The sequence below is a fragment of the Mycobacterium sp. NGS48 genome, assembly GCF_059812585.1.
The window spans coordinates 216,072-240,462 of the sequence record NZ_JCALCY010000003.1 but is presented as its reverse complement, the minus strand read 5'-3'; the positions used below and the strand labels follow the sequence as shown (position 1 = coordinate 240,462).

Annotated in this window: 26 protein-coding genes; 8 read left to right on the top strand and 18 right to left on the bottom strand. The window is 66.5% G+C overall.

From position 1 onward, the window contains the following. Positions 1-21: 21 nt before the first annotated feature. Positions 22-933 (bottom strand): DMT family transporter, encoded by a 912-nt coding sequence (locus AC5Y42_RS08075; protein ID WP_499897160.1) that lies wholly within the window; start codon positions 931-933, stop codon positions 22-24. A gap of 395 nt (positions 934-1,328) precedes the next feature. Here AC5Y42_RS08075 and AC5Y42_RS08070 point away from each other — a divergent pair, with 395 nt between their 5' ends. Next, complete coding sequence (locus AC5Y42_RS08070) at positions 1,329-2,639, top strand: DUF349 domain-containing protein (RefSeq protein ID WP_499897158.1); 1,311 nt, start codon at positions 1,329-1,331, stop codon at positions 2,637-2,639. Positions 2,640-2,648: 9 nt separating this feature from the next. Here the strand turns inward: AC5Y42_RS08070 and AC5Y42_RS08065 are convergent, their stop codons facing one another. The 6 genes from AC5Y42_RS08065 to AC5Y42_RS08040 all read right to left on the bottom strand — a co-directional run bounded on the left by AC5Y42_RS08065 (position 2,649) and on the right by AC5Y42_RS08040 (position 8,962). After that, positions 2,649-3,239, bottom strand: a complete 591-nt coding sequence (locus tag AC5Y42_RS08065) for an Rv2732c family membrane protein (RefSeq protein ID WP_499897156.1) — start codon at positions 3,237-3,239, stop codon at positions 2,649-2,651. Then, a complete protein-coding gene (miaB, locus tag AC5Y42_RS08060; RefSeq protein WP_499897153.1) occupies positions 3,227-4,720 on the bottom strand; it encodes a tRNA (N6-isopentenyl adenosine(37)-C2)-methylthiotransferase MiaB in 1,494 nt (497 codons plus the stop codon). The genes AC5Y42_RS08065 and miaB overlap by 13 nt, the downstream gene beginning before the upstream one ends. 31 nt (positions 4,721-4,751) lie before the next feature. Continuing rightward, positions 4,752-5,282: a recombination regulator RecX gene (recX, locus tag AC5Y42_RS08055; RefSeq protein WP_499897152.1), complete on the bottom strand. Its 531-nt coding sequence runs from the start codon at positions 5,280-5,282 to the stop codon at positions 4,752-4,754. After that, positions 5,248-7,380, bottom strand: coding sequence for an intein-containing recombinase RecA (gene recA / locus AC5Y42_RS08050; protein ID WP_499897149.1), 2,133 nt, complete (start codon positions 7,378-7,380; stop codon positions 5,248-5,250). The genes recX and recA overlap by 35 nt, the downstream gene beginning before the upstream one ends. Before the next feature lie 204 nt (positions 7,381-7,584). Then, positions 7,585-7,779, bottom strand: a complete 195-nt coding sequence (locus AC5Y42_RS08045; protein WP_499897147.1) for a DUF3046 domain-containing protein — start codon at positions 7,777-7,779, stop codon at positions 7,585-7,587. A 10-nt stretch (positions 7,780-7,789) separates the two neighbouring features. Beyond that, complete coding sequence (locus AC5Y42_RS08040; RefSeq protein WP_499897146.1) at positions 7,790-8,962, bottom strand: glycosyltransferase; 1,173 nt, start codon at positions 8,960-8,962, stop codon at positions 7,790-7,792. Between the two features lie 41 nt (positions 8,963-9,003). Between AC5Y42_RS08040 and AC5Y42_RS08035 the strand changes: the two genes are divergently transcribed. Both AC5Y42_RS08035 and AC5Y42_RS08030 read left to right on the top strand, forming a co-directional pair. Continuing rightward, the gene (locus AC5Y42_RS08035) at positions 9,004-9,429 is read left to right on the top strand and encodes a limonene-1,2-epoxide hydrolase (RefSeq protein WP_499897142.1); all 426 of its coding nucleotides are present in this window, start codon (positions 9,004-9,006) and stop codon (positions 9,427-9,429) included. Between the two features lie 11 nt (positions 9,430-9,440). Beyond that, positions 9,441-9,848 carry a DUF5313 domain-containing protein gene (locus tag AC5Y42_RS08030; RefSeq protein ID WP_499897139.1) on the top strand — a complete coding sequence of 136 codons (408 nt, stop codon included), beginning with the start codon at positions 9,441-9,443 and terminating at the stop codon, positions 9,846-9,848. Here the strand turns inward: AC5Y42_RS08030 and pspM are convergent. The 4 genes from pspM to pgsA form a co-directional block, all read right to left on the bottom strand. Then, positions 9,845-10,675 carry a phage shock envelope stress response protein PspM gene (gene pspM, locus AC5Y42_RS08025; protein ID WP_499897137.1) on the bottom strand — a complete coding sequence of 277 codons (831 nt, stop codon included), beginning with the start codon at positions 10,673-10,675 and terminating at the stop codon, positions 9,845-9,847. The two genes, AC5Y42_RS08030 and pspM, sit on opposite strands and share 4 nt — an antisense overlap. A gap of 13 nt (positions 10,676-10,688) precedes the next feature. After that, complete coding sequence (gene pspA / locus AC5Y42_RS08020; protein ID WP_499897135.1) at positions 10,689-11,501, bottom strand: phage shock protein PspA; 813 nt, start codon at positions 11,499-11,501, stop codon at positions 10,689-10,691. 136 nt (positions 11,502-11,637) lie between these two features. Next, complete coding sequence (clgR, locus tag AC5Y42_RS08015) at positions 11,638-11,955, bottom strand: transcriptional regulator ClgR (RefSeq protein WP_499897134.1); 318 nt, start codon at positions 11,953-11,955, stop codon at positions 11,638-11,640. Positions 11,956-12,046: 91 nt separating this feature from the next. Then, positions 12,047-12,640 carry a CDP-diacylglycerol--glycerol-3-phosphate 3-phosphatidyltransferase gene (gene pgsA / locus AC5Y42_RS08010; protein ID WP_499897132.1) on the bottom strand — a complete coding sequence of 198 codons (594 nt, stop codon included), beginning with the start codon at positions 12,638-12,640 and terminating at the stop codon, positions 12,047-12,049. Positions 12,641-12,749: 109 nt separating this feature from the next. On the opposite strand from pgsA, the gene AC5Y42_RS08005 reads away from it, so the two are divergent. Continuing rightward, positions 12,750-13,271 carry an amino-acid N-acetyltransferase gene (locus tag AC5Y42_RS08005; protein ID WP_499897131.1) on the top strand — a complete coding sequence of 174 codons (522 nt, stop codon included), beginning with the start codon at positions 12,750-12,752 and terminating at the stop codon, positions 13,269-13,271. Positions 13,272-13,304: 33 nt separating this feature from the next. On the opposite strand, the gene AC5Y42_RS08000 is transcribed toward AC5Y42_RS08005, so the two are convergent. Continuing rightward, positions 13,305-15,770 carry an FtsK/SpoIIIE family DNA translocase gene (locus AC5Y42_RS08000; protein ID WP_499897130.1) on the bottom strand — a complete coding sequence of 822 codons (2,466 nt, stop codon included), beginning with the start codon at positions 15,768-15,770 and terminating at the stop codon, positions 13,305-13,307. Between the two features lie 68 nt (positions 15,771-15,838). Between AC5Y42_RS08000 and AC5Y42_RS07995 the strand changes: the two genes are divergently transcribed. Genes AC5Y42_RS07995 through AC5Y42_RS07980 form a run of 4 tightly spaced genes read left to right on the top strand, consistent with a single transcriptional unit; the run spans position 15,839 to position 18,381 of the window. Beyond that, a complete protein-coding gene (locus AC5Y42_RS07995) occupies positions 15,839-16,324 on the top strand; it encodes a DUF2834 domain-containing protein (RefSeq protein WP_499897129.1) in 486 nt (161 codons plus the stop codon). A 46-nt stretch (positions 16,325-16,370) separates the two neighbouring features. Next, positions 16,371-16,685 (top strand): putative quinol monooxygenase, encoded by a 315-nt coding sequence (locus AC5Y42_RS07990; RefSeq protein ID WP_499897128.1) that lies wholly within the window; start codon positions 16,371-16,373, stop codon positions 16,683-16,685. Next, positions 16,682-17,506: a mycofactocin-coupled SDR family oxidoreductase gene (locus tag AC5Y42_RS07985; protein WP_499897563.1), complete on the top strand. Its 825-nt coding sequence runs from the start codon at positions 16,682-16,684 to the stop codon at positions 17,504-17,506. Before AC5Y42_RS07990 ends, AC5Y42_RS07985 begins: the two co-directional genes overlap by 4 nt. Before the next feature lie 2 nt (positions 17,507-17,508). Further along, complete coding sequence (locus AC5Y42_RS07980; protein ID WP_499897127.1) at positions 17,509-18,381, top strand: SAM-dependent methyltransferase; 873 nt, start codon at positions 17,509-17,511, stop codon at positions 18,379-18,381. 65 nt (positions 18,382-18,446) lie between these two features. On the opposite strand, the gene AC5Y42_RS07975 is transcribed toward AC5Y42_RS07980, so the two are convergent. The 6 genes from AC5Y42_RS07975 to AC5Y42_RS07950 all read right to left on the bottom strand — a co-directional run bounded on the left by AC5Y42_RS07975 (position 18,447) and on the right by AC5Y42_RS07950 (position 24,367). Next, positions 18,447-20,123 (bottom strand): ribonuclease J, encoded by a 1,677-nt coding sequence (locus AC5Y42_RS07975; protein WP_499897125.1) that lies wholly within the window; start codon positions 20,121-20,123, stop codon positions 18,447-18,449. A gap of 7 nt (positions 20,124-20,130) precedes the next feature. Next, on the bottom strand, positions 20,131-21,033 hold the full coding sequence (gene dapA, locus AC5Y42_RS07970; protein WP_499897124.1) for a 4-hydroxy-tetrahydrodipicolinate synthase: 903 nt from the start codon (positions 21,031-21,033) through the stop codon (positions 20,131-20,133). A 21-nt stretch (positions 21,034-21,054) separates the two neighbouring features. Continuing rightward, positions 21,055-21,807 (bottom strand): FAD-dependent thymidylate synthase, encoded by a 753-nt coding sequence (gene thyX / locus AC5Y42_RS07965; RefSeq protein WP_499897123.1) that lies wholly within the window; start codon positions 21,805-21,807, stop codon positions 21,055-21,057. Between the two features lie 72 nt (positions 21,808-21,879). Then, positions 21,880-23,088 (bottom strand): winged helix-turn-helix domain-containing protein, encoded by a 1,209-nt coding sequence (locus AC5Y42_RS07960; RefSeq protein WP_499897122.1) that lies wholly within the window; start codon positions 23,086-23,088, stop codon positions 21,880-21,882. After that, positions 23,088-23,570: a dihydrofolate reductase gene (locus AC5Y42_RS07955; protein ID WP_499897120.1), complete on the bottom strand. Its 483-nt coding sequence runs from the start codon at positions 23,568-23,570 to the stop codon at positions 23,088-23,090. Before AC5Y42_RS07955 ends, AC5Y42_RS07960 begins: the two co-directional genes overlap by 1 nt. Next, positions 23,567-24,367: a thymidylate synthase gene (locus AC5Y42_RS07950; RefSeq protein ID WP_499897119.1), complete on the bottom strand. Its 801-nt coding sequence runs from the start codon at positions 24,365-24,367 to the stop codon at positions 23,567-23,569. The genes AC5Y42_RS07955 and AC5Y42_RS07950 overlap by 4 nt, the downstream gene beginning before the upstream one ends. Between the last annotated feature and the right edge of the window lie 24 nt (positions 24,368-24,391).

Sequence of the window (24,391 nt, the reverse complement as noted above, 5' to 3'; positions counted from 1 at the left end):
GAGGTCCCGGAGGGCCTTGCGCTATGCGGACGCCGTCGACTCGTATGTGCCTTTCACGTCGCGACCGGCGCCGGACGCGATGGTGGCAGCCTCGCCACGGGCCAACGCCACCGTCGCGGTGATCACCACCGCGACCGCCGCGATCAGCACGAAGATTTCCGGCCCGTCGACCTGCAGTCTCTCCTCGAGCACCAAAACCCCCAGCGCCGACGCCACCACGGGCTTGGCCACGGTGATCGTCGGCAACGACGCAGTCAATGCACCGGCGCGAAACGCCGACTGCTGGAAGATCATCCCGGCCAGCGAGGCCGATATCCACGCGTAGAACTCGGGCGCCCGCAGCACCGGTCCGAAGCCGCCTTCAAGCAGTTCCACGACACCCTTGGTCAGCACCGCGAATACCGCCAACGACGACCCCGCCACCACCGCCAGCAGCACCGCCGCCGCCGGACCGCCCGACCAGATCCGCGCCGCCAGCACACACAACACCAGCGCCGGGCCCATCACGATGGCCACCACAATCCAGGTGCCCAACGAGGCCCGTGAATGACCGGCGGTCGGGTCACCGACGCTGACGACCAGGGCCAGCGCACAAGCCAGCACCAGCGCCCACATCCACTCCCAGCGGGTCACCCGGTAACGGGCCAGACGCGCGTAGATCAGCAGGGCGAACAACAGCGACGCCACCTGCAGCGACGTCACCAACATCACCGAGGCCAGGGCCAACGCTCCCGCTTGCAGCGCATAGTTGGCGACGGCGCCCATACCGCCCAGCCACCAACGAGTGTCGCGCAACGACATGCGGAACAATTCGAGGTGGCCGACCTGCTTGTCGGTGATCTCCTGAGCGGAACGCTGCCGGATCACATCGCCGAACGCGGATGCCAGCGCGGCGCACAGTGCGAGGAAGATCGCAAGATCAGCCCTCCACATCACAGACCTCCTTGGCCGTCTTTCGGCCCGGAAGCCGTTACCTATCCATGCTGTTCGTTCACACTCCGTGGCCACTCTAGTGCGGTGGACAACGCGCGAACATTAGCCGAACCCGTTCGCCACGTACGGCATTACGCACTCTCCATAGCCTATGTATCTGCTATGCAAACGCGGGTCCGCCGGGGCCGCGGTCAGCACGACCGGTTGCCTGCCAACATCCCACGGAGTGGTCGCTCAGGCGGCAACGCGAAAGGAGGGGGCGCGCCGCCTGGCAAGCTGCTTCAATACTGATTGGGGAACCCGTCGAGGGGCACGGGCACTCCCGAGGTGCAGCAGTCGGCGCCGCAATATGCGCGGCAGGTGCGCGGGACCCGCGCGAAGGGTAGGTGACGGTGATGGTGGAAGAGCCCCGCAACACTGAGTCCAGACCGGTTCCGCGACCGGGACCACGGCCCGGGCCCAGGCCGACACCGCGACCTTCCCCGATCGCCGCGCCGCCGGCCAGCGACCCACACCGGTTCGGGCGGGTAGACGCTGACGGCACGGTGTGGCTGGTCAGTGCCGCCGGTGAGCGAGTCGTCGGCTCCTGGCAGGCCGGCGACACCGAGGCCGCCTTCGCCCATTTCGGCCGGCGCTTCGATGACCTGAGCACCGAAGTCACCCTGATGGAGGAGCGCCTGGCATCCGGCACCGGGGATGCCCGCAAGATCAAAGCCAACGCCGCCGCGCTGGCTGAGGCATTGCCGACGTCATGCGTGCTCGGTGACGTCGATGCGTTGGTGGTCCGGCTCGCAGGCATTTGCGAACATGCCGACGCCGTCGCCTCCGCGGATCGCGCCCGCCGCGAGGAGCATCGCGCTGCCCAGATCGCGCGCAAGGAGGCGCTGGCCGACGAAGCCGAGGAGTTGGCCGCCAATTCGACGCACTGGAAAGCCGCCGGTGACCGGTTGCGCGCGATCCTCGAGGAATGGAAGACGATCGGCGGTCTGGACCGCAAAACCGACGACGCGTTGTGGAAGCGCTACTCGACGGCCCGGGAAACGTTCAACCGGCGGCGCGGATCGCATTTTGCCGAGCTGGACCGGGAGCGGTCGGTGGCTCGCGACGCCAAAGAACGGCTGTGTGAGCGCGCCGAAGAGCTGGCCGGGTCGACGGAGTGGAGCGCCACCAGCGCGGCGTTCCGCAAGCTGCTCACCGAATGGAAGGGCGTCGGTCGAGCCGCCCGCGACGTCGACGATGCACTGTGGCGGCGGTTCAAGGCCGCTCAGGACACCTTCTTCAAGGCCCGCAACGCGGCGACGGCCGAACGCGACGCGGAGTTGGGAGCGAACGCCACCGCCAAGGAAGCGCTGCTGGTCGAGGCCGAAAAGCTTGATACCACCAACCTCGACGCGGCGCGGGCGGCGCTGCGGTCGATCGCCGAGAAGTGGGACGCGATCGGCCGGGTGCCGCGAGAGCGGTCGGCGGAGTTGGAGCGGCGGCTGCGCGCGGTCGAGAAGAAGGTGCGCGAGGCCGGTGAATCGGACTGGTCCGACCCGCAGGCCCAAGACCGTGCCGAGCAGTTCCGGGCTCGCGCCGAGCAGTTCGAACGCCAAGCGGAAAAGGCCGAGGCGGCGGGCCGCAGCAAGGACGCCGAAGAAGCCAAGGCGAACGCCGCGCAGTGGCGGCAATGGGCCCACGCGGCCGCTGACGCGCTGAAGTCTTGACAGCGCAGACTATTCGGGCGGTTTCTCGTCGTCGAGGGTATCCAGCAGTGTGCGGGATTGCTGGCTCGCGGCCGCGCGACGGCGCTGCTCCTCGGCCGCCAGCTGCACGATCGTGCGCGACCACACCACCCGGGCCCAGTGAAACGTCAGCGCCATCACGGTGATCCACGCGACGATCAGGCCCACCCCGGGACCGGGATACCCCACGGCCACGGTCTGGCGCGACCAGACCGCGAATAGGCCGACGGCACTGGCCACCGCCGAGCCCGCCAGCGCGATCCAGGCCAACGTCCAGCGCCGGGTCACCAAGGCCAGCATCGAGAACCCGACGCCGAACACCAGCGCCAGCCAGCCGAACAGCCGCGACGGCAGCGCCACCGCGGCGGCCGCCGCGTCGTCGCCGCCGAACAGCACGTCCCACCCGCGGACGTGGCCGGTGTGCGGCAGGAGGAACGTGGCCACCAGCACAACCACCAAGATCGCCACTACCAAAGCCCTTGCGCCCGGGTCGATCTCGTGGGCGATGCGCCGTTCGGCGGCCTCCAAATCTGCTCGGTAGGCTTCGAAATCCCCGCGATTCTGCTCGCTCATCGGCTGCATCCGCTCGCTACCGGCACGGACCGGCCGATGCCGGGCATGCCCAGACCGACGCCGCCCGGACGCTGGCCGGCGGCCTGCGCGTCACCGGCGCGGGTGCGGCGGTGGGCGACGATGTCGCCGTCGGCGATCAAGTGGTGGGGTGCGGCGTCGGTGACCAGCGTGGTGATGACGTCGCCGGGACGCACCTGCTGGTCTTTCGGCGCAAAATGCACCAACCGGCCATCCCGGGCGCGACCGCTCATCCGTGCAGTGCGGCTGTCTTTGCGGCCTTCGCCGGTGGCGACGAGCAATTCGACGCTGCGCCCGATCTGGGCGCGATTTTCCTCCAGCGAGATCTGCTCCTGCAGCTCGACCAGCCGCTCGTAGCGTTCCTGCACCACGGCTTTGGGCAGCTGGCCGTCGAGTTCGGCGGCCGGGGTGCCGGGGCGTTTGGAGTACTGGAAGGTGAACGCAGCCGAGAACCGGGCCTGCCGTACGACGTCGAGCGTGGCCGTGAAATCCTCTTCGGTTTCGCCTGGGAAACCGACGATCAGGTCGGTGGTGATGGCCGCGTGCGGCATCGCCGCCCGAACCCGCTCGATGATGCTCAGATAGCGCTGCGCGCGGTAGGAGCGCCGCATCGAGCGCAGGATCCGATCGGAGCCCGATTGCAGCGGCATGTGCAGGGCCGGGCAGACGTTCGGCGTTTGCGCCATCGCCTCGATGACGTCGTCGGTGAACTCGGCGGGGTGCGGTGAGGTGAACCGCACCCGTTCCAGCCCGTCGATGTCTCCGCATGCGCGCAACAACTGCGCAAATGCACCGCGATCGCGGGGCAACGCGGGATCAGCGAAAGACACCCCGTAGGCATTGACGTTCTGGCCCAACAGGGTGACCTCCAGCACGCCGTCGGCGACCAGCGATGCCACCTCCGCCAGGATGTCGTGCGGGCTGCGGTCCACTTCCTTGCCGCGCAGCGACGGCACGATGCAGAACGTGCAGCTGTTGTTGCAACCCACCGAAATGGAAACCCAAGCAGCATAAGCGGATTCACGGGCACTCGGCAGGTTGGACGGAAACTCCTGCAACGCCTCGGCGATTTCCACCTGCGCGACCCGGTTATGGCGGGCCCGGTCGAGCAACGTGGGCAGCGACCCGATGTTGTGGGTGCCGAAGACGACGTCGACCCACGGCGCCCTGCGGAGCACCGTGTCCCGGTCCTTCTGGGCCAGGCATCCGCCGACCGCGATCTGCATATCCGGATTGCTGCGCTTGTTCGGGGCCAGGTGGCTGAGATTGCCGTACAGCTTGTTGTCGGCGTTCTCCCGCACCGCGCAGGTGTTGAAGACCACCACGTCGGCGTCGCTGTCCTCCGGGGCCCGCCGGTAGCCGGCCGCCTCCAACAGCCCCGCCAACCGCTCCGAGTCGTGGACGTTCATCTGGCACCCGTAGGTGCGGACCTGATAGGTCCGCCCGGTGCGTGGTGCCAGCGTCGAAGTCACGGAGCCATGGTACGGCCCGGCTGGGCATGGCCTAAACCCGTCGACGCTCCCTTTCGGCGGCCAGCTCGGTACTGACCACGTCGTAAGCCATGGTTTGGCCGTAGCCGCGGCGCGCCAGCATCGCGACCAGCCTGCGGCTGACTCGTGCGTCGTCGTCGTTGTTCAAACGCTCTCGGCGCAATTTGGCCCGTACCAGCTGTTCGGCTCGATCCCGCTCGGCTCCGGCATCGATGTCGCTGAGCACCGCGGTGATCACCTCGTTGTCGATACCTTTGGTGCGCAGCTCAGCTGCCAACGCCCGCTTGCCTTTTCCGGCGTTCGCTCGACGGGAGTGCACCCACTGTTCGGCGAAATCGACGTCGTCGACCAAGCCGACCGCGGCCAGCCGGTCCAGCACCGTGGTGCTCACATCGTCCGGATATCCCCGCTTGGCCAGCTGGCCTTCGAGTTCGGCTCGGGTGCGTGACCTCGCCGTGAGCAGGCGCAGGCACAATGCCCGCGCCTGCTCTTCGCGAGCCGGCGCCCCGTCAGAAGTCGACGGGGGCGGGCAGGACTTCGTCATCGGTCACCACCGCGCCAATGCCGAGCTTTTCCTTGATCTTCTTCTCGATCTCGGCGGCCACGTCGGTGTTCTCCAGCAGGAAATTGCGGGCATTCTCCTTGCCCTGACCGAGTTGCTCGCCCTCATAGGTGAACCAGGAGCCGGACTTACGGATGAAGCCCTGGTCTACACCCATGTCAATCAGCGAGCCTTCTTTGCTGATGCCCTTGCCGTAAAGGATGTCGAACTCGGCCTGCTTGAACGGTGGGCTGACCTTGTTCTTCACCACCTTGACCCGGGTGCGGTTACCGACCGCGTCAGTGCCGTCCTTGAGCGTCTCGATTCGCCTGACATCCAGGCGAACCGAAGCGTAGAACTTCAAAGCCTTTCCGCCCGTTGTTGTTTCAGGTGAATTGTGCACCATCACACCATCGACGAAGTAGTTGTGGTTGCCCTCAACCTCGATGTCGAAGCGATTCATCGACCGCGTGTGGGGTTTGACATGGACATCGAGAATCCGCGCTGGGACCAGCCGCTGAGTCGGTTCGACGATCTGCGGCACGACGCTACTCTGTCCGCGGAATCGCGGTAGCAGCTTGTATTCCATGGACGGCGCCATGTAGGGCGCTACCACTTCTTGAAATTTGGCGCTGGACGCGGTGGAGAATACGAGCACTGCCTTACCGGCGGCGCCCGATTGCCGCAGGCGTACATCCAGCCCGTGCATGTCGTGTAGGTAGTCACGCAGTCGTTCCCGAGTGCCCTCGGTCATAGCTTCGACACAGATCTCGACACGACCGCTACCTCCAGCAGTGCGCTGTTGCAGCCCCTTGGAACGGAGAGCGAAGGAACCGTCGTCCATGTACCAAATGGCTAGGGCTAATGGCGTCAATGCCTTGAGATACTCCTCGGAGAGGAACTTCTTGCCGTCACCTAGGTATACCGCGCGCTGCAGTTCAGCTAATTCGGGTAACGGTGTGAAGTCGACGAAGTGCGCACCCTTGTCGTTCTCCCGCTTTGAATGCTGAATATTACCGAGTAAATCGGTCTTCCACTGCAGATACTCGAACTGCTTGGCACCGTGCCCCATCCGGAAGCGAACACCGTTGCGGTCCCGCAGGTTCGGCGACAGATTTCCGTCGCCCATCAATGAGCCGAGCACGACCTGGAACTGTTGGTCGCTAAGCCGATGCGGTTCTGCGGCCAGCACCCGATCACCGGTGGTGAGGTCGCCGGCTTCGGTCCAGCCGCCCGGGGTCCGGATCAGATGGTTGGGCGTGGCGGCGAACTGTGACTTGCCGTTGCCGCCGGACTTTTCGACAGTGAATTGCAGGAACTGCTCGGCTGGGCCGTTGTTGAACCAGTTCACCACCTTGCGGGGCACGATCTGATCGGTCGCCGGGTCATAGGACAGCACCTCGACATCCATCTTGTTGTTGACAATCTTGCCGATTTTCTCGGTGCTGCCGTCGGCCAAGGTCACTCGGGTGGCATAGTTCATGCACCCGAACATCACACCAATTTTTTCGCGCAGCTGGTTGATGAAGATCGCAGTGGTGCCCGAATTGTTGAGCGCACCAGTCATTTTCCGCAGCGCCTGGCTCATCAGCCTGGCCTGCAGGCCGACGTGGCTGTCACCCATCTCGCCTTCGATCTCCGCCCGCGGCACCAGTGCGGCCACCGAGTCGATGACCAGAATGTCCAGCGCGCCGGAGCGGATCAGCATGTCGGCGATCTCCAATGCCTGCTCACCGGTGTCGGGCTGGGACACCAGTAGCGAATCGGTGTCCACACCCAACTTCTTGGCGTACTCGGGGTCCAGCGCGTGCTCGGCGTCGATGAATGCCGCGATACCGCCGGCGGCCTGGGCGTTGGCCACCGCGTGCAAAGCAACAGTGGTCTTACCCGAGGACTCCGGGCCGTAGATCTCGACGACGCGACCGCGCGGTAGGCCGCCGATGCCCAGGGCAACGTCCAGTGCGATCGATCCGGTCGGGATGACCGATATCGGCTGGCGCACCTCGTCGCCGAGGCGCATCACCGATCCTTTGCCGTAATTCTTCTCGATCTGGGCCATCGCCAGGTCGAGGGCTTTCTCGCGGTCAGGGATTTGCGCCATGGTTGCTACCTCTCGGGTGTAGTCGGTGTTCGGTTGACCGGTCTTGGTCAGTTGGCCGTGACGCTAGAACAGCCCACCGACAAGTCCTCGTCGTCGAACGCTCACCACAGTAACGAACGTGTGTTCGAGAGCAAGGAGGCGCGCCGAGTACGCGTCCAGTGGGCGGACGGGGGTCTCAGGCGACCGGCGTCCCGAATGCAGACCTCACCACTGTTCGCGGGGCACGTCGAAGTCCACGCACAGCGCCCGCCAGACGTCGCGTGGATCCACGCCATCCTCGATCGCCTGTGCGGCGGTGCGTCCCTCGAACCCGCTCAGCACGTGGTCAGCCAGCACCGAAGCACCGTAGGTAATACCGAACCGCATAGTGACCAGCTCGTTGAACTCCGTGAGACGCACGACGTCCAACTTACCCAGCGTGTGCCAGCGCTTCGTGGCATACCCGCACCGGATCGACCACGTCGGCGATGCCGGCTGCCGCCCGGCGGGCCGCGTCGCGGTAGCTCGGTGTCGACAACACCTCGTCGACCGCAGCGACCAGTGCGTCGGCGGTCAGCGGCCGAATCAACCGCCCGCTGCCCTGACGCGCCACCCGGTTGGCCATCTCCCACTGGTCACCACCGCCTGGGACCACCACCAACGGCACGCCGGCCAGCAGCGTCTTGGCCACCATTCCATGCCCACCGCCGCAGATCACCAGGTCGGCATGCGTCAACAACTCGTCCTGGCGGCCCAGCCCCACCACGGCGTACGGCGGAACCGTCAATTCGGGACCGTTCAACCTCGAGACAACGATGCGTGCCCCTGACGGCAGCTGCTGCCCCGGCACCAGGCAGTCCAGGGCGGTCTGGGCCATCCCCTGGGTTCCGGTCAGCGCCGTCGACGGCGCCACCACCACCACCGGACCGGAACCGGGCGGGACAGGCAACACCTGCTGGGTCGGTTCGAAGTGCAGTGGCCCCACCACGACGGCTTCGGTCGGCCAGTCCGGCCGGGGCACCTCCAATGCGGGCAGCGTGGCGATCAGCCGCCGCAACGGCCCGGGATCGCGGGCCGGCAAACCGATCTCGGCGCGCACCGCCGCTCGCTGACGCAGCCCTTCGCGCCAGGATCGGGCGGTCAGCGCCCGCATTACCGAGTCGCGCAGCCGACCGCGCATGCCGGTGCCCGGCGCGAGGCCGCTTCCCAGCGGCGGCAACCCCTTCGACGGCAGATACAGCGGATGCGGGTTGAGCTCGATCCACGGGAGTCCCATCAATTCAGCGGCCATGCCGCCGCACGCCGTGATGACATCGGACACCACCAGATCCGGCGCCAGGTCCCGCAGCTGCGGAATATTGAGCACAGCCATCCGCGCCGCCCGCTGGTGAATCTTGGCGCCGGCGTCGCGGTCGTCGTCGGCCGCGGTCGGATCGAGCCCTGCCAACTCCACGGCGTCGACGCCGGCGGCACGCGCGTCCTCGAGCCATTTGGTGCCGGTGAGCAGAGTCGGGGTATCACCCGCCGCAGCGAATCGCCGGCACAGCGCGATCGCGGGAAACGAGTGCCCGGGATCCGGCCCGGCGACCACAGCGACGCGCACGGGCCTACCCTGCCACAGCGGCCGCATCTAGGCTGGTGACCATGACGGAGCAGACCATGGAAAACACCCGGACGGTCGAGACATTCCTGAACGCGTTGCAGGACGAGGACTTCGACACCGCCGAGGCCGCATTGGCCGACGACCTGGTGTACCAGAACGTCGGGCTGCCGACGATCTATGGCCGTCACCGGGCGATGAAGCTGTTCCGGCGGATGGAGGGTGGCAGCACCGCATTCGAAGTGAAGATCCATCGCATCGCCGCCGACGGCGCCGCCGTGCTCACCGAACGCAGCGATGCGCTGATCTTCGGCCCGCTGCGACTGCAGTTCTGGGTCTGCGGGGTGTTCGAAGTCCACGACGGGCAAATCAGCTTGTGGCGTGACTACTTCGACTTCTACGACATGCTGAAAGCGACGGTTCGTGGTCTTGCGGCTCTGGCGCTGCCGTCACTGAAGGCGTCGTTCTAGGTACGAGTCCAATGCCTGAACGACCCAACGCTATTCAGTACATCCGTTACTGCTACGGCCACCCGCTGCCCAATTCGATGCGGGATTGGGTGCGCAACGACTTGGCCGGCAAGGGTGCCACCGCCCGGATGATGATCCGGGTCGCCGTTCCGGCGGTGCTGGTGCTAGCCCCGTTCTGGCTGATCCCGACGACGCTCTACGTGCATGCGGGCATGACGCTGCCGATTCTCATTCCGTTCGTGTACTTCTCGCATGCGCTGAACAAGGTGTGGCGTCGCCACATGCTGCGCATGCACAATCTCGATCCCGACCTGGTCGACGAACGGGCCCGCCAACGCGACGCCCACATCCACCGGGCGTACATCGAACGCTACGGCCCGCGGCCCGAGTCAGCGCCGCATCGCAGTCACGACATCTAGGCCCGCGGCAACCCGCCCAGTTCGTCGAACGCCTGCGCCCAGCCGACCAGACGGTCTGTCGCTCCGACCAGTTCCTCGCGATAGTGCTGCCGGGACGACGGCGAGGGTGTCGCGGAATCACCGTTCGCGGCCGACACCAACTGTGCTGCGGCGGTGACCATTTCGTTGTACTGACGCACGCCGGTGCCCAACTGAGTGGTGAACGCGTTGATGGTGGGCACCAGATATGACCGTGACTGCGGAGTGAAATGCGCCGCCCGCTCCATCGACACCACTTCCGTGGCTGTCGCCGCCATGGCCGCCGCGGTCTGGTTGGCCGCGGTAGTCAGCTCGCGTATCTCGTCGGGCGGCAACATGTTGCCCCGCTCCATGACGCCCAGCAGCGAAAAGAAGCCGCGTTCGGAGGCACCCAGGGCGAACATTGCCGATCGCGCGGCCGAGCCGGGCGGCGGCAGCCGGCGCGTGCTGCCGGGCCGCTGCACCGGCAGCGGCACTGCGTGCAGCCACCGGTAGCGAAGCAGCAGCAGCGTCGCCGGAATCGCCTGCGCGACCGCGATCGAGCCGGTGATCACCAGCAGCAACGTGAACCAGCCCCACGCCGCCAGCAGCGCCGTCACCACGCCCCAGAATAGGCACCCGGCGCTGAAGATCAGACCCCAGCGCAATGCCCGTCGGCGGCGCCGCAGCAGCCGCGCTCGCGGGTCGGTGGCCGCGCTGATCTTGCGCATCGCCAGATCGGAAAACTCGCCGACAGTGTCCAGACCCCGCTGCACCAGCGTGCGCCACTGACCGGCAGCCGTAACGCGTTGACCCGATTTCACCGCCATGTCGCCCGTCCCGTTACTGCTGACCGAGCGGCTTCTCAGCGGCGGCCGGGTCGGCGGCGGCCGGTGTGCCCGGACTGGCGGCATCGCCGCCGGCGGGTAACGCCTCGCCGCGCATCGACGCGCGGATCTGCTCCAGTCGCGAATGCCCGGCCATCTGCACGCCGGCCTGCTCGACCTCGAGCATGCGGCCCTGCACCGAGTTCTGCGCGAGTTCGGCGGCGCCCAGCGCGTTGGCGTAGCGGCGTTCGATCTTGTCGCGCACCTCGTCGAGGCTGGGCGTGTTGCCGGGCGCGGCGAGTTCGCTCATCGATCGCAGCGACGCGCTGACCTGCTCCTGCATCTTGGCCTGTTCGAGCTGGCTGAGCAGCTTGGTGCGCTCGGCGATCTTCTGCTGGAGCACCATCGCGTTTTGCTCGACGGCCTTTTTGGCTTGCGCGGCGGCCTGCAGCGCCTGGTCGTGCAGGCCTTTGAGGTCTTCGACGCTCTGCTCGGCGGTCACCAGCTGGGCCGCGAACGCCTCGGCGGCGTTGTTGTACTCGGTGGCCTTGGCGGTGTCTCCGGCCGCGGTGGCCTGGTCGGCCAGGGTCAGCGCTTGGCGCACATTGACCTGGAGTTTTTCGATGTCGGCCAGCTGCCGGTTGAGCCGCATCTCGAGTTGGCGCTGATTGCCGATCACTTGGGCGGCCTGCTGGGTCAGCGCCTGATGGGTGCGCTGCGCTTCCTCGATGGCCTGCTGGATCTGGACTTTCGGGTCGGCGTGCTCGTCGATCTTCGCGTTGAACAGCGCCATCAGGTACTTCCACGCTTTGACGAACGGATTGGCCATCTGTTTAGCTCCGCCTTCTTTCGTGTCTGCCGGATGGGGCTGCTGCGCTTGCCCTGCTGCTCAATTTATCGGTTTGGCGCCGATGGCCACACCCTTGGCGCGCAGACGCTCGACAATGTCGGCCGGATCGCTGCGCTCAGGCGATGGCCAGCGAGACCACCGGCGGGATGACGACCTTGGTGGCGGCGTCGATGTTGGCGGCGCTGGGTGTGGTGTGTTCTTGGCGGGCCAGCCTCTCACCGGCGCTGACCAGCAGGTCCGACAGCGACACGTCCAGCGCGTCGCAGATGGCGCTGAGTAACTCGCTGGACGCTTCTTTGCGGCCGCGCTCGACCTCGGACAGATATCCCAGGCTGACCCGGGCGACGTCGGAAACTTCGCGCAGGGTGCGGCCTTGTGAAGTCCGGGCCCGGCGCAGCACGTCGCCGATGACCTCACGCAACAATGACGGCATTGTGCACTCCTTGGTCACGCAGATTGACACTGGTCATCTAGGTCAACGCCACGCCGGTCGGCATTGGTTCCCCGTGCACAGGCCTATTACGTCAGGGCGCAGACCGTCCCCGAACATCTCGTACAGCGGAGGCGACGTAGTCCACCCCGGTGACCACGGTCAGCACGATGGCAATCGCCATCACCACCGTCGCCAGGACCAGCCATGATCCGGACAACGGCAGCACGAACAATCCGATGGCCACCGCCTGCACGAGTGTCTTGAGCTTGCCGCCGCGACTGGCGGGAATGACGCCGCGGCGCAGCACGGCGAACCGCAGCACGGTGATGCCGACCTCGCGCACCAGGATCAGCACGGTGACCCACCACGGCAGGTCGCCGAGCATCGCCAACCCGATCAGTGCCGCACCGATAAGGGTCTTGTCGGCAATCGGGTCGGCCATCGTGCCGAACTCGGTCACCATCCCGTAGTTGCGGGCCAGTGCGCCGTCGAACCGATCGGTGATGACCGCTACCGTGAAAATCACGAAAGCCACGATGCGACTGGGGGTTTCGTGTCCGTCCCCGGCGAACAGTGCCAACAGGAAGACCGGAACCAACACCAGACGCAGCAGCGTGAGCATGTTGGCGAGGTTGGTGACGCGGACACGCCGGACCATCGGACCGGTTTGAGGCTGCCCCGTCACGGCATCAGAATATCGGTTGACCTTGGCTGAGCCGAATGGCGGCGACCCCCTGCGCCCCGCTCCGCCGCGCTTGCGATCGCCGCTGGGCCGAAACCGATACTCTGCACCCGTGAACGCAGTCGGCGGTCCACGCGCCTACCGGCCGGCCGTCCGGCGCGCACGAGCCTCCGATGTCCCGGCGATCAAGCGACTGGTAGACACCTACGCCGGCAAGATTCTGCTGGAAAAGAACCTGGTGACGCTGTACGAGGCCGTCCAGGAGTTCTGGGTGGCCGAACACGAGGACGAGGTCGTCGGCTGCGGAGCGCTACACGTCTTGTGGTCGGACCTCGGGGAGGTGCGCACGGTCGCGGTCGACCCGAGCATGACCGGCCGGGGTATCGGCCATGCGATCGTCGATCGACTGCTCGAGGTGGCCCGCGACCTGCAGTTGCACCGGCTGTTCGTGTTGACCTTCGAGACCGAATTCTTCAGCCGGCACGGATTCGCCGAGATCGACGGCACCCCGGTGACCGCCGAGGTCTACGAGGAGATGTGCCGCTCGTATGACATCGGCGTCGCCGAGTTCCTCGACCTGAGCTACGTCAAGCCCAACATCCTGGGCAACACCCGCATGCTGCTGGTGCTCTAGCCGCCGAGCGTGAAACTGGGTTCACGCTCGGCGTCAGTCGGCGTCCCCGGCGTCGCTGTCGCCGCCCCGGATCGACGTCAACGTCGCAGCCAGCTCGTCGGGTTTGACCAGGACCTCTCGGGCCTTGGAGCCCTCAGACGGTCCGACGATGCCGCGGGTCTCCATCAGGTCCATCAACCGGCCGGCCTTGGCGAAGCCGACCCGCAGTTTGCGCTGCAGCATCGAGGTGGAACCGAATTGACTGGACACCACCAGCTCGACGGCCTGCAGGAACACGTCCATGTCATCGCCGATGTCCGGGTCGACATCCTTGCGTTCCCCGGTGGGCTTGGCGGTGGTGACGCCGTCGGTGTACTCGGGTTCGGCTTGGTCCTTGCAGGCGGTGACGACGGCGTGGATCTCCTCGTCGGTGATGAACGCCCCCTGCAGGCGGAGCGGTTTCCCCGCCCCCATCGGCAGGAACAGCCCGTCGCCCATCCCGATCAGTTTTTCGGCACCCGCCTGGTCCAGGATCACCCGGGAGTCAGTGAGCGACGACGTCGCGAACGCCAGCCGCGACGGCACGTTGGTCTTGATCAGGCCGGTGACCACGTCAACCGACGGGCGCTGGGTGGCCAGCACCAGATGGATACCGGCCGCGCGGGCCTTCTGGGTGATCCGCACGATCGCGTCCTCGACGTCGCGCGGAGCGGTCATCATCAAATCGGCCAACTCGTCGACGATGGCCACCACATACGGGTAGGGCCGGTACTCGCGTTGGCTGCCCAGCGGCGCGGTGATGGCTCCGGAGCGCACCTTCTCGTTGAAGTCGTCGATGTGGCGCACTCGGGAAGCCTGCATGTCCTGGTAGCGCTGCTCCATCTCCTCGACCAGCCAGGCCAGCGCGGCGGCCGCCTTCTTGGGCTGGGTGATGATCGGGGTGATCAGGTGCGGAATGCCTTCGTAGGGCGTGAGTTCCACCATCTTCGGGTCGATCAGGATCATCCTGACCTCCTCGGGCGTGGCCCGCGCCAGCAACGACACCAACATGGAGTTGACGAAGCTGGACTTACCCGACCCGGTGGAGCCGGCCACCAGCAGGTGCGGCATCTTGGCCAGGTTGGCGCTGATGAAGTCGCCTTCGATGTCCTTGCCCAGGCCGATCACCAGCGGATGGTGGTCGCCACGGGTCTCTCGTGCGGTGAGCACATCGGCCAGTCGCACCATCTCCCGGTCGGTGTTGGGCACCTCGATGCCGACCGCGGATTTACCGGGGATCGGGGCCAGCATCCGGACACTCTCGGTGGCCACCGCGTAAGCGATATTGCGGTGCAGCGCAGTGATTTTCTCGACCTTCACGCCCGGGCCGAGTTCGACCTCGTAGCGGGTGACGGTGGGTCCGCGGGTGCAGCCGGTCACCGCCGCATCGACCTTGAACTGCTGCAGCACCGACGTGATCGCGTCGACCATCTGCTCGTTGGCGGCGCTGCGCCGCTTCGGCGGGTCGCCGGCGATCAGCAGACTCAATGGGGGCAGCGTGTACGGCCCCTCGACGACCCGGTCGGTGACCTGCGGTTCGCGTTTGGTTTTGCGACGGCTGCGCGCGACGGCAGGCTCCGGAACGGTTGGGGTGTCGTCGGCGGCGACGGACTGGTCTCGGGATGGCCACGCCTGCGGTTCGTCGTCGCCGTAGCCCGCCGGGTCGTCGTAGTAGCCGTCGGAAAAGTCCTCTGGCGCAGCATCTTCGGCTTCCGGCTCGTCGTGCTCGGATTCATCCGGGTAGTCGTAGCCGAACATCCGGGTGCCGAACATGGCGCGCACCGTGTCGGGCACCTCGCGGATCGTGGTGCCGGTCAACAGCAATAGTCCGAACAGTGCCGCGATGAACAACAGCGGTGCGGCGATCCACTTGCTCAAGCCGTCCGAGAGCGGTCCCCCGATGGCGAACCCGATAAAACCCGCCGCGTGCTGGCGTGCCTCCGGCGCACTTGGCGAGCCCGCCCACAGATGCCACAGTCCCAGCACCGGCAGCGCAACCATTGCCGAGCCGAGCACCAGTCGCGGCCGGGCGTCCGGGTCTGCCTCAGTACGCATCAACAGCACCGCCACCGCGGCAGTGACCACCGGCAGCACCACGACGGCCGATCCGATGAACGTCCGCAACACCGAGTCGACCCAGGCTCCCACCGGGCGGGCTGCATCGAACCACGAGCTGGCGGCGATGACGACGGCAAGCGCCAGCAGCGCCAGCGCGATGCCGTCGCGGCGATGCCCTGGGTCGATTTCGCGGGCCCGGCCGACCGAGCGGGCAGTGGTGCCGGCGCCTTTGGCCAACATCAGCCACGTCGCGCGCACCGCCCGCCCCACGGTTGCTCCGGCGGACGCGACATGCGACGGATGACGCTGCGTCGCTGGCTTGCGACGTGGTGCCGCCGGGCGGGCAGGTCGGGCTCCTGCCCGTGATCCGGCCTTTGACCTGCTCGTTCGGGCACGCGATCGCGCGGCAGTCTTACTAGCCATAGGCCCAAGCCTAGTCGCAAGCGCCCCATATTCACCATCTGCCACACGGGTCACAGAACGGTGTCGATTTGGCCGGTCGAGAGCTTTACCATCGCGCAATGGCTGAAACCAGTGCTCATCAAGCGGACCTGCCGACGGCGAGCAAGATCCGCTGCGGCGTCTATGCCGTCATCGCGGCCGCCGCATTGGTGGCCACCTGGAGTCAAAATGTGGCCTACTTTGACCAACCATCGCGCTTTCTGACGGCTTTTCTCGACGACACCAAAACCACGGCGGCGTCGAGGTCGCTGACGGTCGACATCTTGCTGTTCTTTCTTGCCGCCGCCGTTCTCATGGTCGTAGAGGCACGTAAGCACGACGTCAAGTTCGTCTGGCTCTATGTCGTCGGCGGCGCCGCGGTCGCCATCAGCGTGACCTTCCCGCTGTTTCTGATCGCCCGCGAACTTCGTGTGGGAAAGACGGTGTCGCTGCGACTGAGCGCCCTCGACACGATCGGGCTTGCGGTCTTTGCGATCGCGGTCGCAGCCCTGACCATCTGGGTGGACGCCGCCTGAGTAGGGTTGACGCCTGTCCAATGTGCACTCAGTGAGGAGTCCCCGCATGCCCGTCGTCGTCGTCGCCACCCTCACCGTCAAGCCGGAGTCGGTCGACACCGTGCGCGACATCCTCACCCGCGCGGTCCAAGACGTGCACGGCGAACAGGGCTGTCAGCTGTACTCCCTGCACGAATCGGGCGAAACCTTCGTGTTTGTCGAGCAATGGGCTGACGGCGACGCGCTCAAAGCTCACAGCACCGCGCCGGCGGTGACGACGATGTTCAAAGATGCCGGCGAGCATCTGGCCGGTGCGCCCGACATCAAGATGCTGCAACCGGTCGTCGCCGGTGACCCATCCAAGGGTCAGCTACGTCCCTGATGGGCCGCCCGCTCGCCGGCAAAGTCGCGCTGATCACCGGCGCCGCACGCGGCCAGGGCCGCGCCCACGCCGTGCGGCTGGCCGCCGACGGCGCCGACATCATCGCGGTCGACCTGTGCGATCGGATTTCGAGCGTGCCGTATCCGCTGGCCACCGCCGACGATCTGGCCGACACCGTCAAGCTCGTCGAGGACACCGGAGCCCGCATCGTGGCCCGTCAGGGCGATGTGCGCGAACGCGACTCGCTGGCCGCCGCGCTGCAGGCGGGCCTCGATGATCTCGGCCGGCTGGACATCGTGATTGCCAACGCCGGTATCGCACCGATGCAGGCCGGCGCCGACGGCTGGCGCGACGTCATCGACGTCAACCTCACCGGAGTTCATCACACCGTGGAAGTCGCGATACCGACGATGATCTCCCAGGGCGACGGCGGGTCGATCGTCTTGATCAGTTCGGCCGCGGGGCTTTCGGGGATCGGCAGCGCCGACGCCGGCTCCATCGGTTACGCCGCCGCCAAGCACGGCCTGGTCGGCCTGATGCGCGTCTACGCCAACCACCTTGCACCGCATAGCATTCGGGTCAACTCGGTGCACCCGGCCGGTGTCGACACACCGATGATCAACAACGAATTCACCCGCCAATGGTTGGCTGATCTGGTCGCCGAGTCCGGTTCTCCCCCCGACATGGGCAACGCGTTGCCCGTGCAGGTGCTGCAGGCCGATGACATCGCCAACGCGGTGGCCTGGCTGGTTTCCGACCAGGCCCGCTACATCACCGGGATCACGCTGCCGGTCGACGCGGGCTTTGTGAACAAGCGCTAGCGATGGCGCGAAATCCGGCGGCCCAGACCGCTTTCGGCCCGATCGCGCTGGCGGCCATCGAACAGCACGAACCACCGGGGAAGCGGTTGGTCCACGACGACCTGGCGGCCCGGTTCCTGCCGGCACCTACGCGGTGGCTGGTCACCGCGCTACGCCCGGCGCCGCTGCGGCGGCTGCTGATGGCCGGCATGGAACGGGGCGGCCCGGGACTGTGGACCAACCTCGCCTGCCGTAAGCACTACATCACCGACAAGCTCGACGAGGCGCTGGACGGTATCGACACCGTGGTCGTGCTCGGCGCCGGATTGGACACTCGCGCCTATCATCTGGCGCAACACACCCCCATCCCGATCTTCGAGGTCGACCAGCCGGTCAACATCGCCCGCAAGGCGGCCGCCGTGCAGCGGGTGCTGGGCGGGCAACCGGGCTCGGTCCGTTTGGTGCCAGTGGATTTCGAGCACGATGACCTGCTCACGGTCTTGGCCGGGCTCGGATACCGAGCCGACCATCGGACGTTTTTCATCTGGGAGGGCGTGACGCAGTACCTCACCGCCGACGCCGTGCATGCCACGCTGGCGGGACTGCGAGCCGTCGCATCGGGTAGTCGGTTGGCATTCACCTATGTTCGGCGCGATTTCATCGACGGCACCAACTTGTACGGCGCAAAGTCGTTGTACCGCAAGGTTCGGCAACGTCGCCGACTGTGGCACTTCGGGCTGCACCCCGACGAGGTGGCGCCATTTCTCGACCAGTTCGGCTGGCGGCTGATCGAGCAGGTAGGGCCTGAACAGCTGGTCCAGCGTTATGTCGAGCCGACCGGTCGTAATCTCACCGCATCGCAGATCGAGTGGTCGGTGTACGCCGAGAAGCGTTGAGATTGCGTTCAGGGTCGTGATCCGGCGAAATTCACGACCCTAGACGCAATCTGAAAGGCAGCGGCTTAGATTTCCAGCACCGTCGGCACGATCATCGGCTGGCGACGGTAGGTTTCGCCCACCCATTTGCCGACCGTGCGCCGCACCGCCTGGGCGATCCGGGCCGGATCGGTGACGTTCTCGGCCGTCAGCGATTCCAGTTCCGCCTCGACCTTGCGCACCGCAGGCTCCAGCGCCTTGGGGTCTTCGGAGAAGCCGCGTGAATACAGGTGCGGCAGAGCCGCGGGCTGACCGGTGCCGCGGCGCACTACGACGGTGACGGCGATGAAACCCGATGAGAGGATGAGCCGTTCACCAAGGGTGATGTCGCCGACGTCGCCGGTGATCAGCCCGTCGACGAACATCTTGCCGACCGGCACCGCACCGGCGATGGCGGCTTTGCCGGCAACAAGGTCGACGCTCACACCGTTCTCGGCCAACAGGATCGACTCCTCGGGCACCCCGGTGCGAGCGGCCAGCGCGGCGTTGGCGCGCAGCATCCGCCAGGTCCCGTGTACCGGCATGACCTGGCGAGGCCTCACCCCGTTGTAGAGGAACAACAGCTCACCCGCGTACGCGTGCCCCGAAACATGCACCCGCACTTGCTGGTTGGTGACAACTCGAGCGCCGATTTTGGACAGGGCGTCGATGACGCCGTACACGGCTTCTTCGTTACCGGGTATCAGCGACGACGACAGGATGATCAGGTCGTCAGCGTTGAGCGTGATGCTGCGGTGCTCGCCGCGCGACATTCGCGACAGCGCCGACATCGGCTCGCCCTGGGTGCCGGTGGTGATCAGCACCACCCGTTCGGGCGGCATCATTTCCGCGGCCCCGATGTCGACCAGGTCCGAGTCGTCCACCCGCAGAAATCCGAGCTCGCGGGCGATGCCCATGTTGCGGACCATGGAACGCCCGACGAACGACACCCGCCGGCCCAATGCCACCGCCGCGTCGATGATCTGCTGCACCCGGTCCACATTGGAGGCGAAACACGCCACGATCACCCGGCCCTCGGCACCGCGGATCAACCGGTGCAGCGTCGGGCCGACCTCGCTTTCCGACGGCCCGACCCCGGGAATTTCGGCGTTGGTCGAGTCACACAGAAACAGATCCACCCCGTCGGCACCGAGCCGTGACATACCGGGCAGATCGGTGGGCCGCCCGTCGAGCGGCAACTGGTCGAGCTTGATGTCGCCGGTGTGCAAAACGGTTCCCGCGCCCGTGCGCACCGCGATCGCCAGCGCATCGGGAATCGAGTGGTTGACCGCGAAGTACTCGCACTCGAACACCCCATGCGTGCTGCGCATGCCTTCGGCAACCTCGATGAAGACCGGTTTGAGCTGGTGTTCACGACATTTCGCGGCGACCAGGGCCAACGTGAACTTCGAGCCGACGACCGGAATGTCGGGGCGCTGCTTGAGCAGGAACGGGATTGCGCCGATGTGGTCTTCGTGCGCGTGGGTCAGCACCAGCGCTTCGACGTCGTCGAGTCGGTCTTCGATATGCCGCAGGTCCGGCAGGATCAGGTCGACGGCGGGCTCGTCGTGGGTGGGAAACATGACTCCGCAGTCGATGATCAGCAGTCGGCCTAGATGCTCGAAAACCGTCATGTTGCGGCCGATTTCGCTGATCCCGCCCAGCGCAGTAACTCGCAATCCGCCAGTGGTCAAAGGTCCTGGCGGCGAAAGGTCTACATCCACTTGGGAGTCACCTGAGCACCGAGGCCGCGTGCATATCGGCAGCCAACCGCTCGACTTGCTCAGGGCTGGCCGGCACTTGCGGCAACCGGGGGTCACCGACGTCGATACCCTGCAACCGCAGCCCTGTCTTGGACATCGTCACCCCACCCAGCCGGCTCATCGCATCGCAGAGCGGACCGAGCGCGACGTTGATCTTGCGGGCGGTCGCCACATCTCCGGATTGGAAGGCAGTCAACAAGTCTCGCAGTTGCCCTGCCGCGAAGTGGGAGATCACGCTGATGAAGCCGGTCGCGCCCATCGCCAGCCACGGCAGGTTCAGCACATCGTCGCCCGAGTAGTAGGCCAGTCCGGTTTCGGCCATCAGCTGCGCGCCGGCATGCAAATCACCCTTGGCGTCTTTGATCCCGACGATATTGGGGTGAGATGCCAAGGCGCGGATGGTGTCGGGCTGGATCGGCACCACCGACCGCGGCGGGATGTCGTAGAGCAGGACCGGCAACGCGGTGGCATCGGCGACCGCGGTGAAGTGCGCCAACAGCCCGTCCTGCGACGGCCTGGAGTAATACGGCGTGACGACCAGTAGCCCGTGGGCGCCCACGCCCGCGCAGGCCTCGGCCAGTCGAACACTATGTTCGGTGTCGTTGCTCCCTGCGCCGGCGATGACACGGGCACGATCCCCGACCGCCTCCAACACCGCCCGCAGCAGCGTGAGCTTCTCGTAGTCGGCGGTGGTCGGCGACTCACCCGTGGTGCCGGACAGCACCAGACCGTCACAACCGGCGTCGACGAGGTGGTTGGCCAGCCGCGCCGCCGCTACGGTGTCCACCGAGCCGTCCGAACCGAACGGCGTCACCATCGCGGTCAGGACGGTGCCCAGGCGCGTCCGCGCGTCGAAGCCGGCAGTATTCACGGTCCCAGATTACCCGCGGGTTCAAGCTTCAGTGGCCAGCGGACTGGTCGCGACCTCTGTCCCGTCGGCCAGCGTGGCGATCTGGAAGTCGGCGAAGACGGTCGGCGCGACCTCGGCGAGTTGGCGCAGGCAGGCGATGGCCAGCCGCCGGATCTCCACATCGGCGTGCTCGCTGGCTCGCACCGCGACGAAGTGGCGCCAGGCCCGGTAATTGCCGGTGACCACGATGCGGGTTTCGGTGGCGCTGGGCAGCACGGCGCGGGCGGCTTGGCGGGCCTGCTTGCGCCGCAGGACAGCATTGGGCTGGTCAGCGAACTTTGCTTCCAGTTTGGCCAGCAGTTCGGTGTAGGTGGCCCGGCTGGCGTCGGCGGCCTGGGCCAGGATTTGCTGCAGCTCCGGGTCGTCTTCGATGCCCGGCGGGATCACCACCTGTGAGTTCTTTTCCGGCACGTAGCGCTGCGACAGCTGCGAGTAGGAGAAGTGCCGGTGCCGGATCAGCTCGTGGGTGCACGATCGGGAGATGCCAGTGATGTAGAAGGACACGCTGGCGTGCTCGAGCACCGAGAAATGCCCGACGTCGATGATGTGGTTGAGGTAGCCGGCGTTGGTCGCGGTCTTGGGGTTGGGCTTTGACCAGCTCTGGTAGCAGGCCCGGCCGGCGAACTCGACCAGCGCCTGGCCGCCGTCGGCGTCGGTGCTCCATGGCACCTCGGGCGGCGCCAAGAACTCGGTCTTGGCGATCAATTGCACGCGCAGCGGCGCCGTCTCGGCCACGGCGCTCACCCTAGCGCCGGCCGCGCAGTGGCGAGCCGCCGCGTCGCCCGGCTTGGGTTGCCTGCGCGCGCATCATGCCGACGTCTTGAGCTGGGTCGCCAAATTGCCGTGACTGCTCACCGCGATGTTGCCCAACCCCAGCCAGGACGCCATCGACTCCAGCTCGGCAGCCAGCATTTCGGCTACGCGCGACGGTGACCGGCCGTCCTCGACGAAGGCGCCGACGACCTGCAGCGCATCCCGGCCGCGGTCCGCCTTGAGGTCGACTCGCCCGACCAGTTCGCCGTCGAGCAGAAACGGCCATACGTAATAGCCGTACCGGCGCTGGTTAGCCGGCGTGTAAATCTCGATGCGGTAGTGAAAACCAAACAGCCGCTGCACCCTTGGCCGGAAGAAGATCAGCGGGTCGAACGGGCACAGCAGCGCAGTACCGCGATCCCGCCGCGGAATCGTTTGCCCAGCCCGCAGATAGGCCGAGGCAGGCCACCCGTCGACGTCGACGCGTTCCAGCTCGCCATCGGCGACAAGCTCGGCAATGGCCGGCTTGACCTGGTTCGCGGCCAACCGGAAATAGTCGCGGATATCGGCTTCGGTGCCGACGCCAAGCGCGGTGGCGGACCGCAGCACCAGCTCACGGATGGCCTCGTCGTCGTCCACCCGACGCGCCAGTACCTCGGCCGGCAGCACGTTCTCGGTCAGGTCGTAGTGGCGGGCGAAGCCGACCCGGGTGGCGGTGGTCAGTACCCCGGAGGCGAACAACGCTTCCGCGACCCACTTGGTGTCGCTGCGATTCCACCAGGCCCCCTTGGCTTTACGCGGTTCCGCGGCCAGATGAGCCTCGATCTGTCCGGCGGTCGACGGGCCCAGATGTGCGACGGCGGCGACGATGTCGTCGGCCAGTCGCGGATTGTCCTTGACGATGTGGGAACCCCAGCGGCCGTGCCGGTACCGGCGCATCCGCCAGCGCAACAGCGGCCAATCGTCGACGGCCATCAGCGCCGCCTCGTGTGCCCAGTACTCGACCAGCAGCCGGGGTGTTCGGACCGAATGGCTCCATGCCGCGCGGTCCAGCACCTCACGGTCGTAGGGCCCGAGCCGGCTGAATACCGGGGCGTAGTGGGCCCGCACGGCAACCGACACCGAATCCAGTTGCAGCACCTGAATGCGGGAAATCACGCGCCGCAGATGCCCGCGGGTGATCGAACCCGTGGGGGTGGCGTCGGCGAACCCTTGCGCGGCGACCGCTATCCGGCGGGCCTGCGCCACCGTCAACGTGCGCATTATCGCAGGTAGGTATGCAGCCGGTAGCGCAGCCCGGACCCACTGGTGAGCCATTCCCCCGCCGTACCCATCCAGGTCTCGTCGAGCACCGGGGCCAGCACGTCGCCGTCGTCGCGGGGCAGGTCGATCTCGATCTCGGTGACCTCACATCGGCGGGCCCGCGGCATCGCGAGCGCATAGATCTGTTCGCCGCCGATCACCCAGGTCTCGGAGCCGGTCAGTGCTTGTTCCAGGGTGCCGACCACCTCGGCGCCGTCAGCCATGAAGTCAGTCTGGCGGGTCAGTACGACATTTCTGCGCCCCGGCAGCGGCCGGAACCGCTCCGGCAGCGACTCCCAGGTCAGCCGGCCCATCACCACGGTGTGGCCCATGGTGAGTTGTTTGAAGTGGGCCTGGTCTTCCGGCAGCTGCCACGGAATGCCGCCGCCGCGGCCGATGACCCCCGAAGTCGACTGAGCCCAGATCAAGCTCAGGTGTGTCATACGGCGACGGGGGCTTTGATCGCCGGGTGCGGGTCGTAGTTCTTAACGACGACGTCGTCGTAGGTGTAGTCGAAGATCGAATCTTGCGGTCCGAGAACAAGTTCGGGATACGGCCGAGGTTCGCGTCGCAATTGCTCGGTGACCTGCTCGAGATGGTTGTCATAGATGTGACAGTCGCCGCCGGTCCAGACGAATTCGCCGACGCCAAGACCGGCCTGGGCGGCCATCATGTGGGTCAGCAGCGCGTAGCCGGCGATGTTGAACGGCACGCCCAGGAACAGGTCGGCGCTGCGCTGGTAGAGCTGGCAGCTCAGTTTCCGGTCGGCCACGTAGAACTGGAACAACGCGTGACACGGCGCCAGCGCCATCTGCGGGATGTCGCCGACGTTCCAGGCCGACACGATGATGCGTCGCGAGTCCGGATCGGTGCGCAGCAACTCCAGCGCCGCGCTGATCTGGTCGATGTGCGCACCGGAGGTGGTGGGCCAGGATCGCCATTGCACGCCGTACACCGGGCCGAGATCGCCTGTCTGCGAGGCCCATTCGTCCCAGATGGTGACGCCGTGCTCGTGTAGCCAGGCGATGTTGGAGTCGCCGCGCAAAAACCACAGCAGTTCGTAGATCACCGATTTGAGGTGCACCTTTTTGGTGGTGATCAGCGGGAAGCCGGCTGACAGGTCGTAGCGCATCTGGTGGCCGAACAGGCTGCGGGTGCCGGTGCCGGTGCGATCGGCTTTCGGTGTGCCGCGCTCGAGTACCAGGCGCAGCAAATCCTCGTACGGTGTAGCGATCGACACGCCCCTGAGCCTAGCGGCGATCGC

Coding starts and splice junctions, on each gene's coding strand:
- AC5Y42_RS07990 (WP_499897128.1), top strand. CDS start 16,371: ATGCCCGTCGTCGTCGTCGCCACCCTCACCGTCAAGCCGGAGTCGGTC.
- clgR (WP_499897134.1), bottom strand. CDS start 11,955: ATGCCGTCATTGTTGCGTGAGGTCATCGGCGACGTGCTGCGCCGGGCC.
- AC5Y42_RS07960 (WP_499897122.1), bottom strand. CDS start 23,088: ATGCGCACGTTGACGGTGGCGCAGGCCCGCCGGATAGCGGTCGCCGCG.
- AC5Y42_RS08035 (WP_499897142.1), top strand. CDS start 9,004: ATGACGGAGCAGACCATGGAAAACACCCGGACGGTCGAGACATTCCTG.
- AC5Y42_RS08030 (WP_499897139.1), top strand. CDS start 9,441: ATGCCTGAACGACCCAACGCTATTCAGTACATCCGTTACTGCTACGGC.
- AC5Y42_RS08075 (WP_499897160.1), bottom strand. CDS start 933: ATGTGGAGGGCTGATCTTGCGATCTTCCTCGCACTGTGCGCCGCGCTG.
- pspA (WP_499897135.1), bottom strand. CDS start 11,501: ATGGCCAATCCGTTCGTCAAAGCGTGGAAGTACCTGATGGCGCTGTTC.
- pspM (WP_499897137.1), bottom strand. CDS start 10,675: ATGGCGGTGAAATCGGGTCAACGCGTTACGGCTGCCGGTCAGTGGCGC.
- recX (WP_499897152.1), bottom strand. CDS start 5,282: ATGACGAAGTCCTGCCCGCCCCCGTCGACTTCTGACGGGGCGCCGGCT.
- AC5Y42_RS07980 (WP_499897127.1), top strand. CDS start 17,509: ATGGCGCGAAATCCGGCGGCCCAGACCGCTTTCGGCCCGATCGCGCTG.
- AC5Y42_RS08000 (WP_499897130.1), bottom strand. CDS start 15,770: ATGGCTAGTAAGACTGCCGCGCGATCGCGTGCCCGAACGAGCAGGTCA.
- AC5Y42_RS08065 (WP_499897156.1), bottom strand. CDS start 3,239: ATGCAGCCGATGAGCGAGCAGAATCGCGGGGATTTCGAAGCCTACCGA.
- recA (WP_499897149.1), bottom strand. CDS start 7,380: ATGGCGCAAATCCCTGACCGCGAGAAAGCCCTCGACCTGGCGATGGCC.
- AC5Y42_RS08070 (WP_499897158.1), top strand. CDS start 1,329: ATGGTGGAAGAGCCCCGCAACACTGAGTCCAGACCGGTTCCGCGACCG.
- AC5Y42_RS07955 (WP_499897120.1), bottom strand. CDS start 23,570: ATGACACACCTGAGCTTGATCTGGGCTCAGTCGACTTCGGGGGTCATC.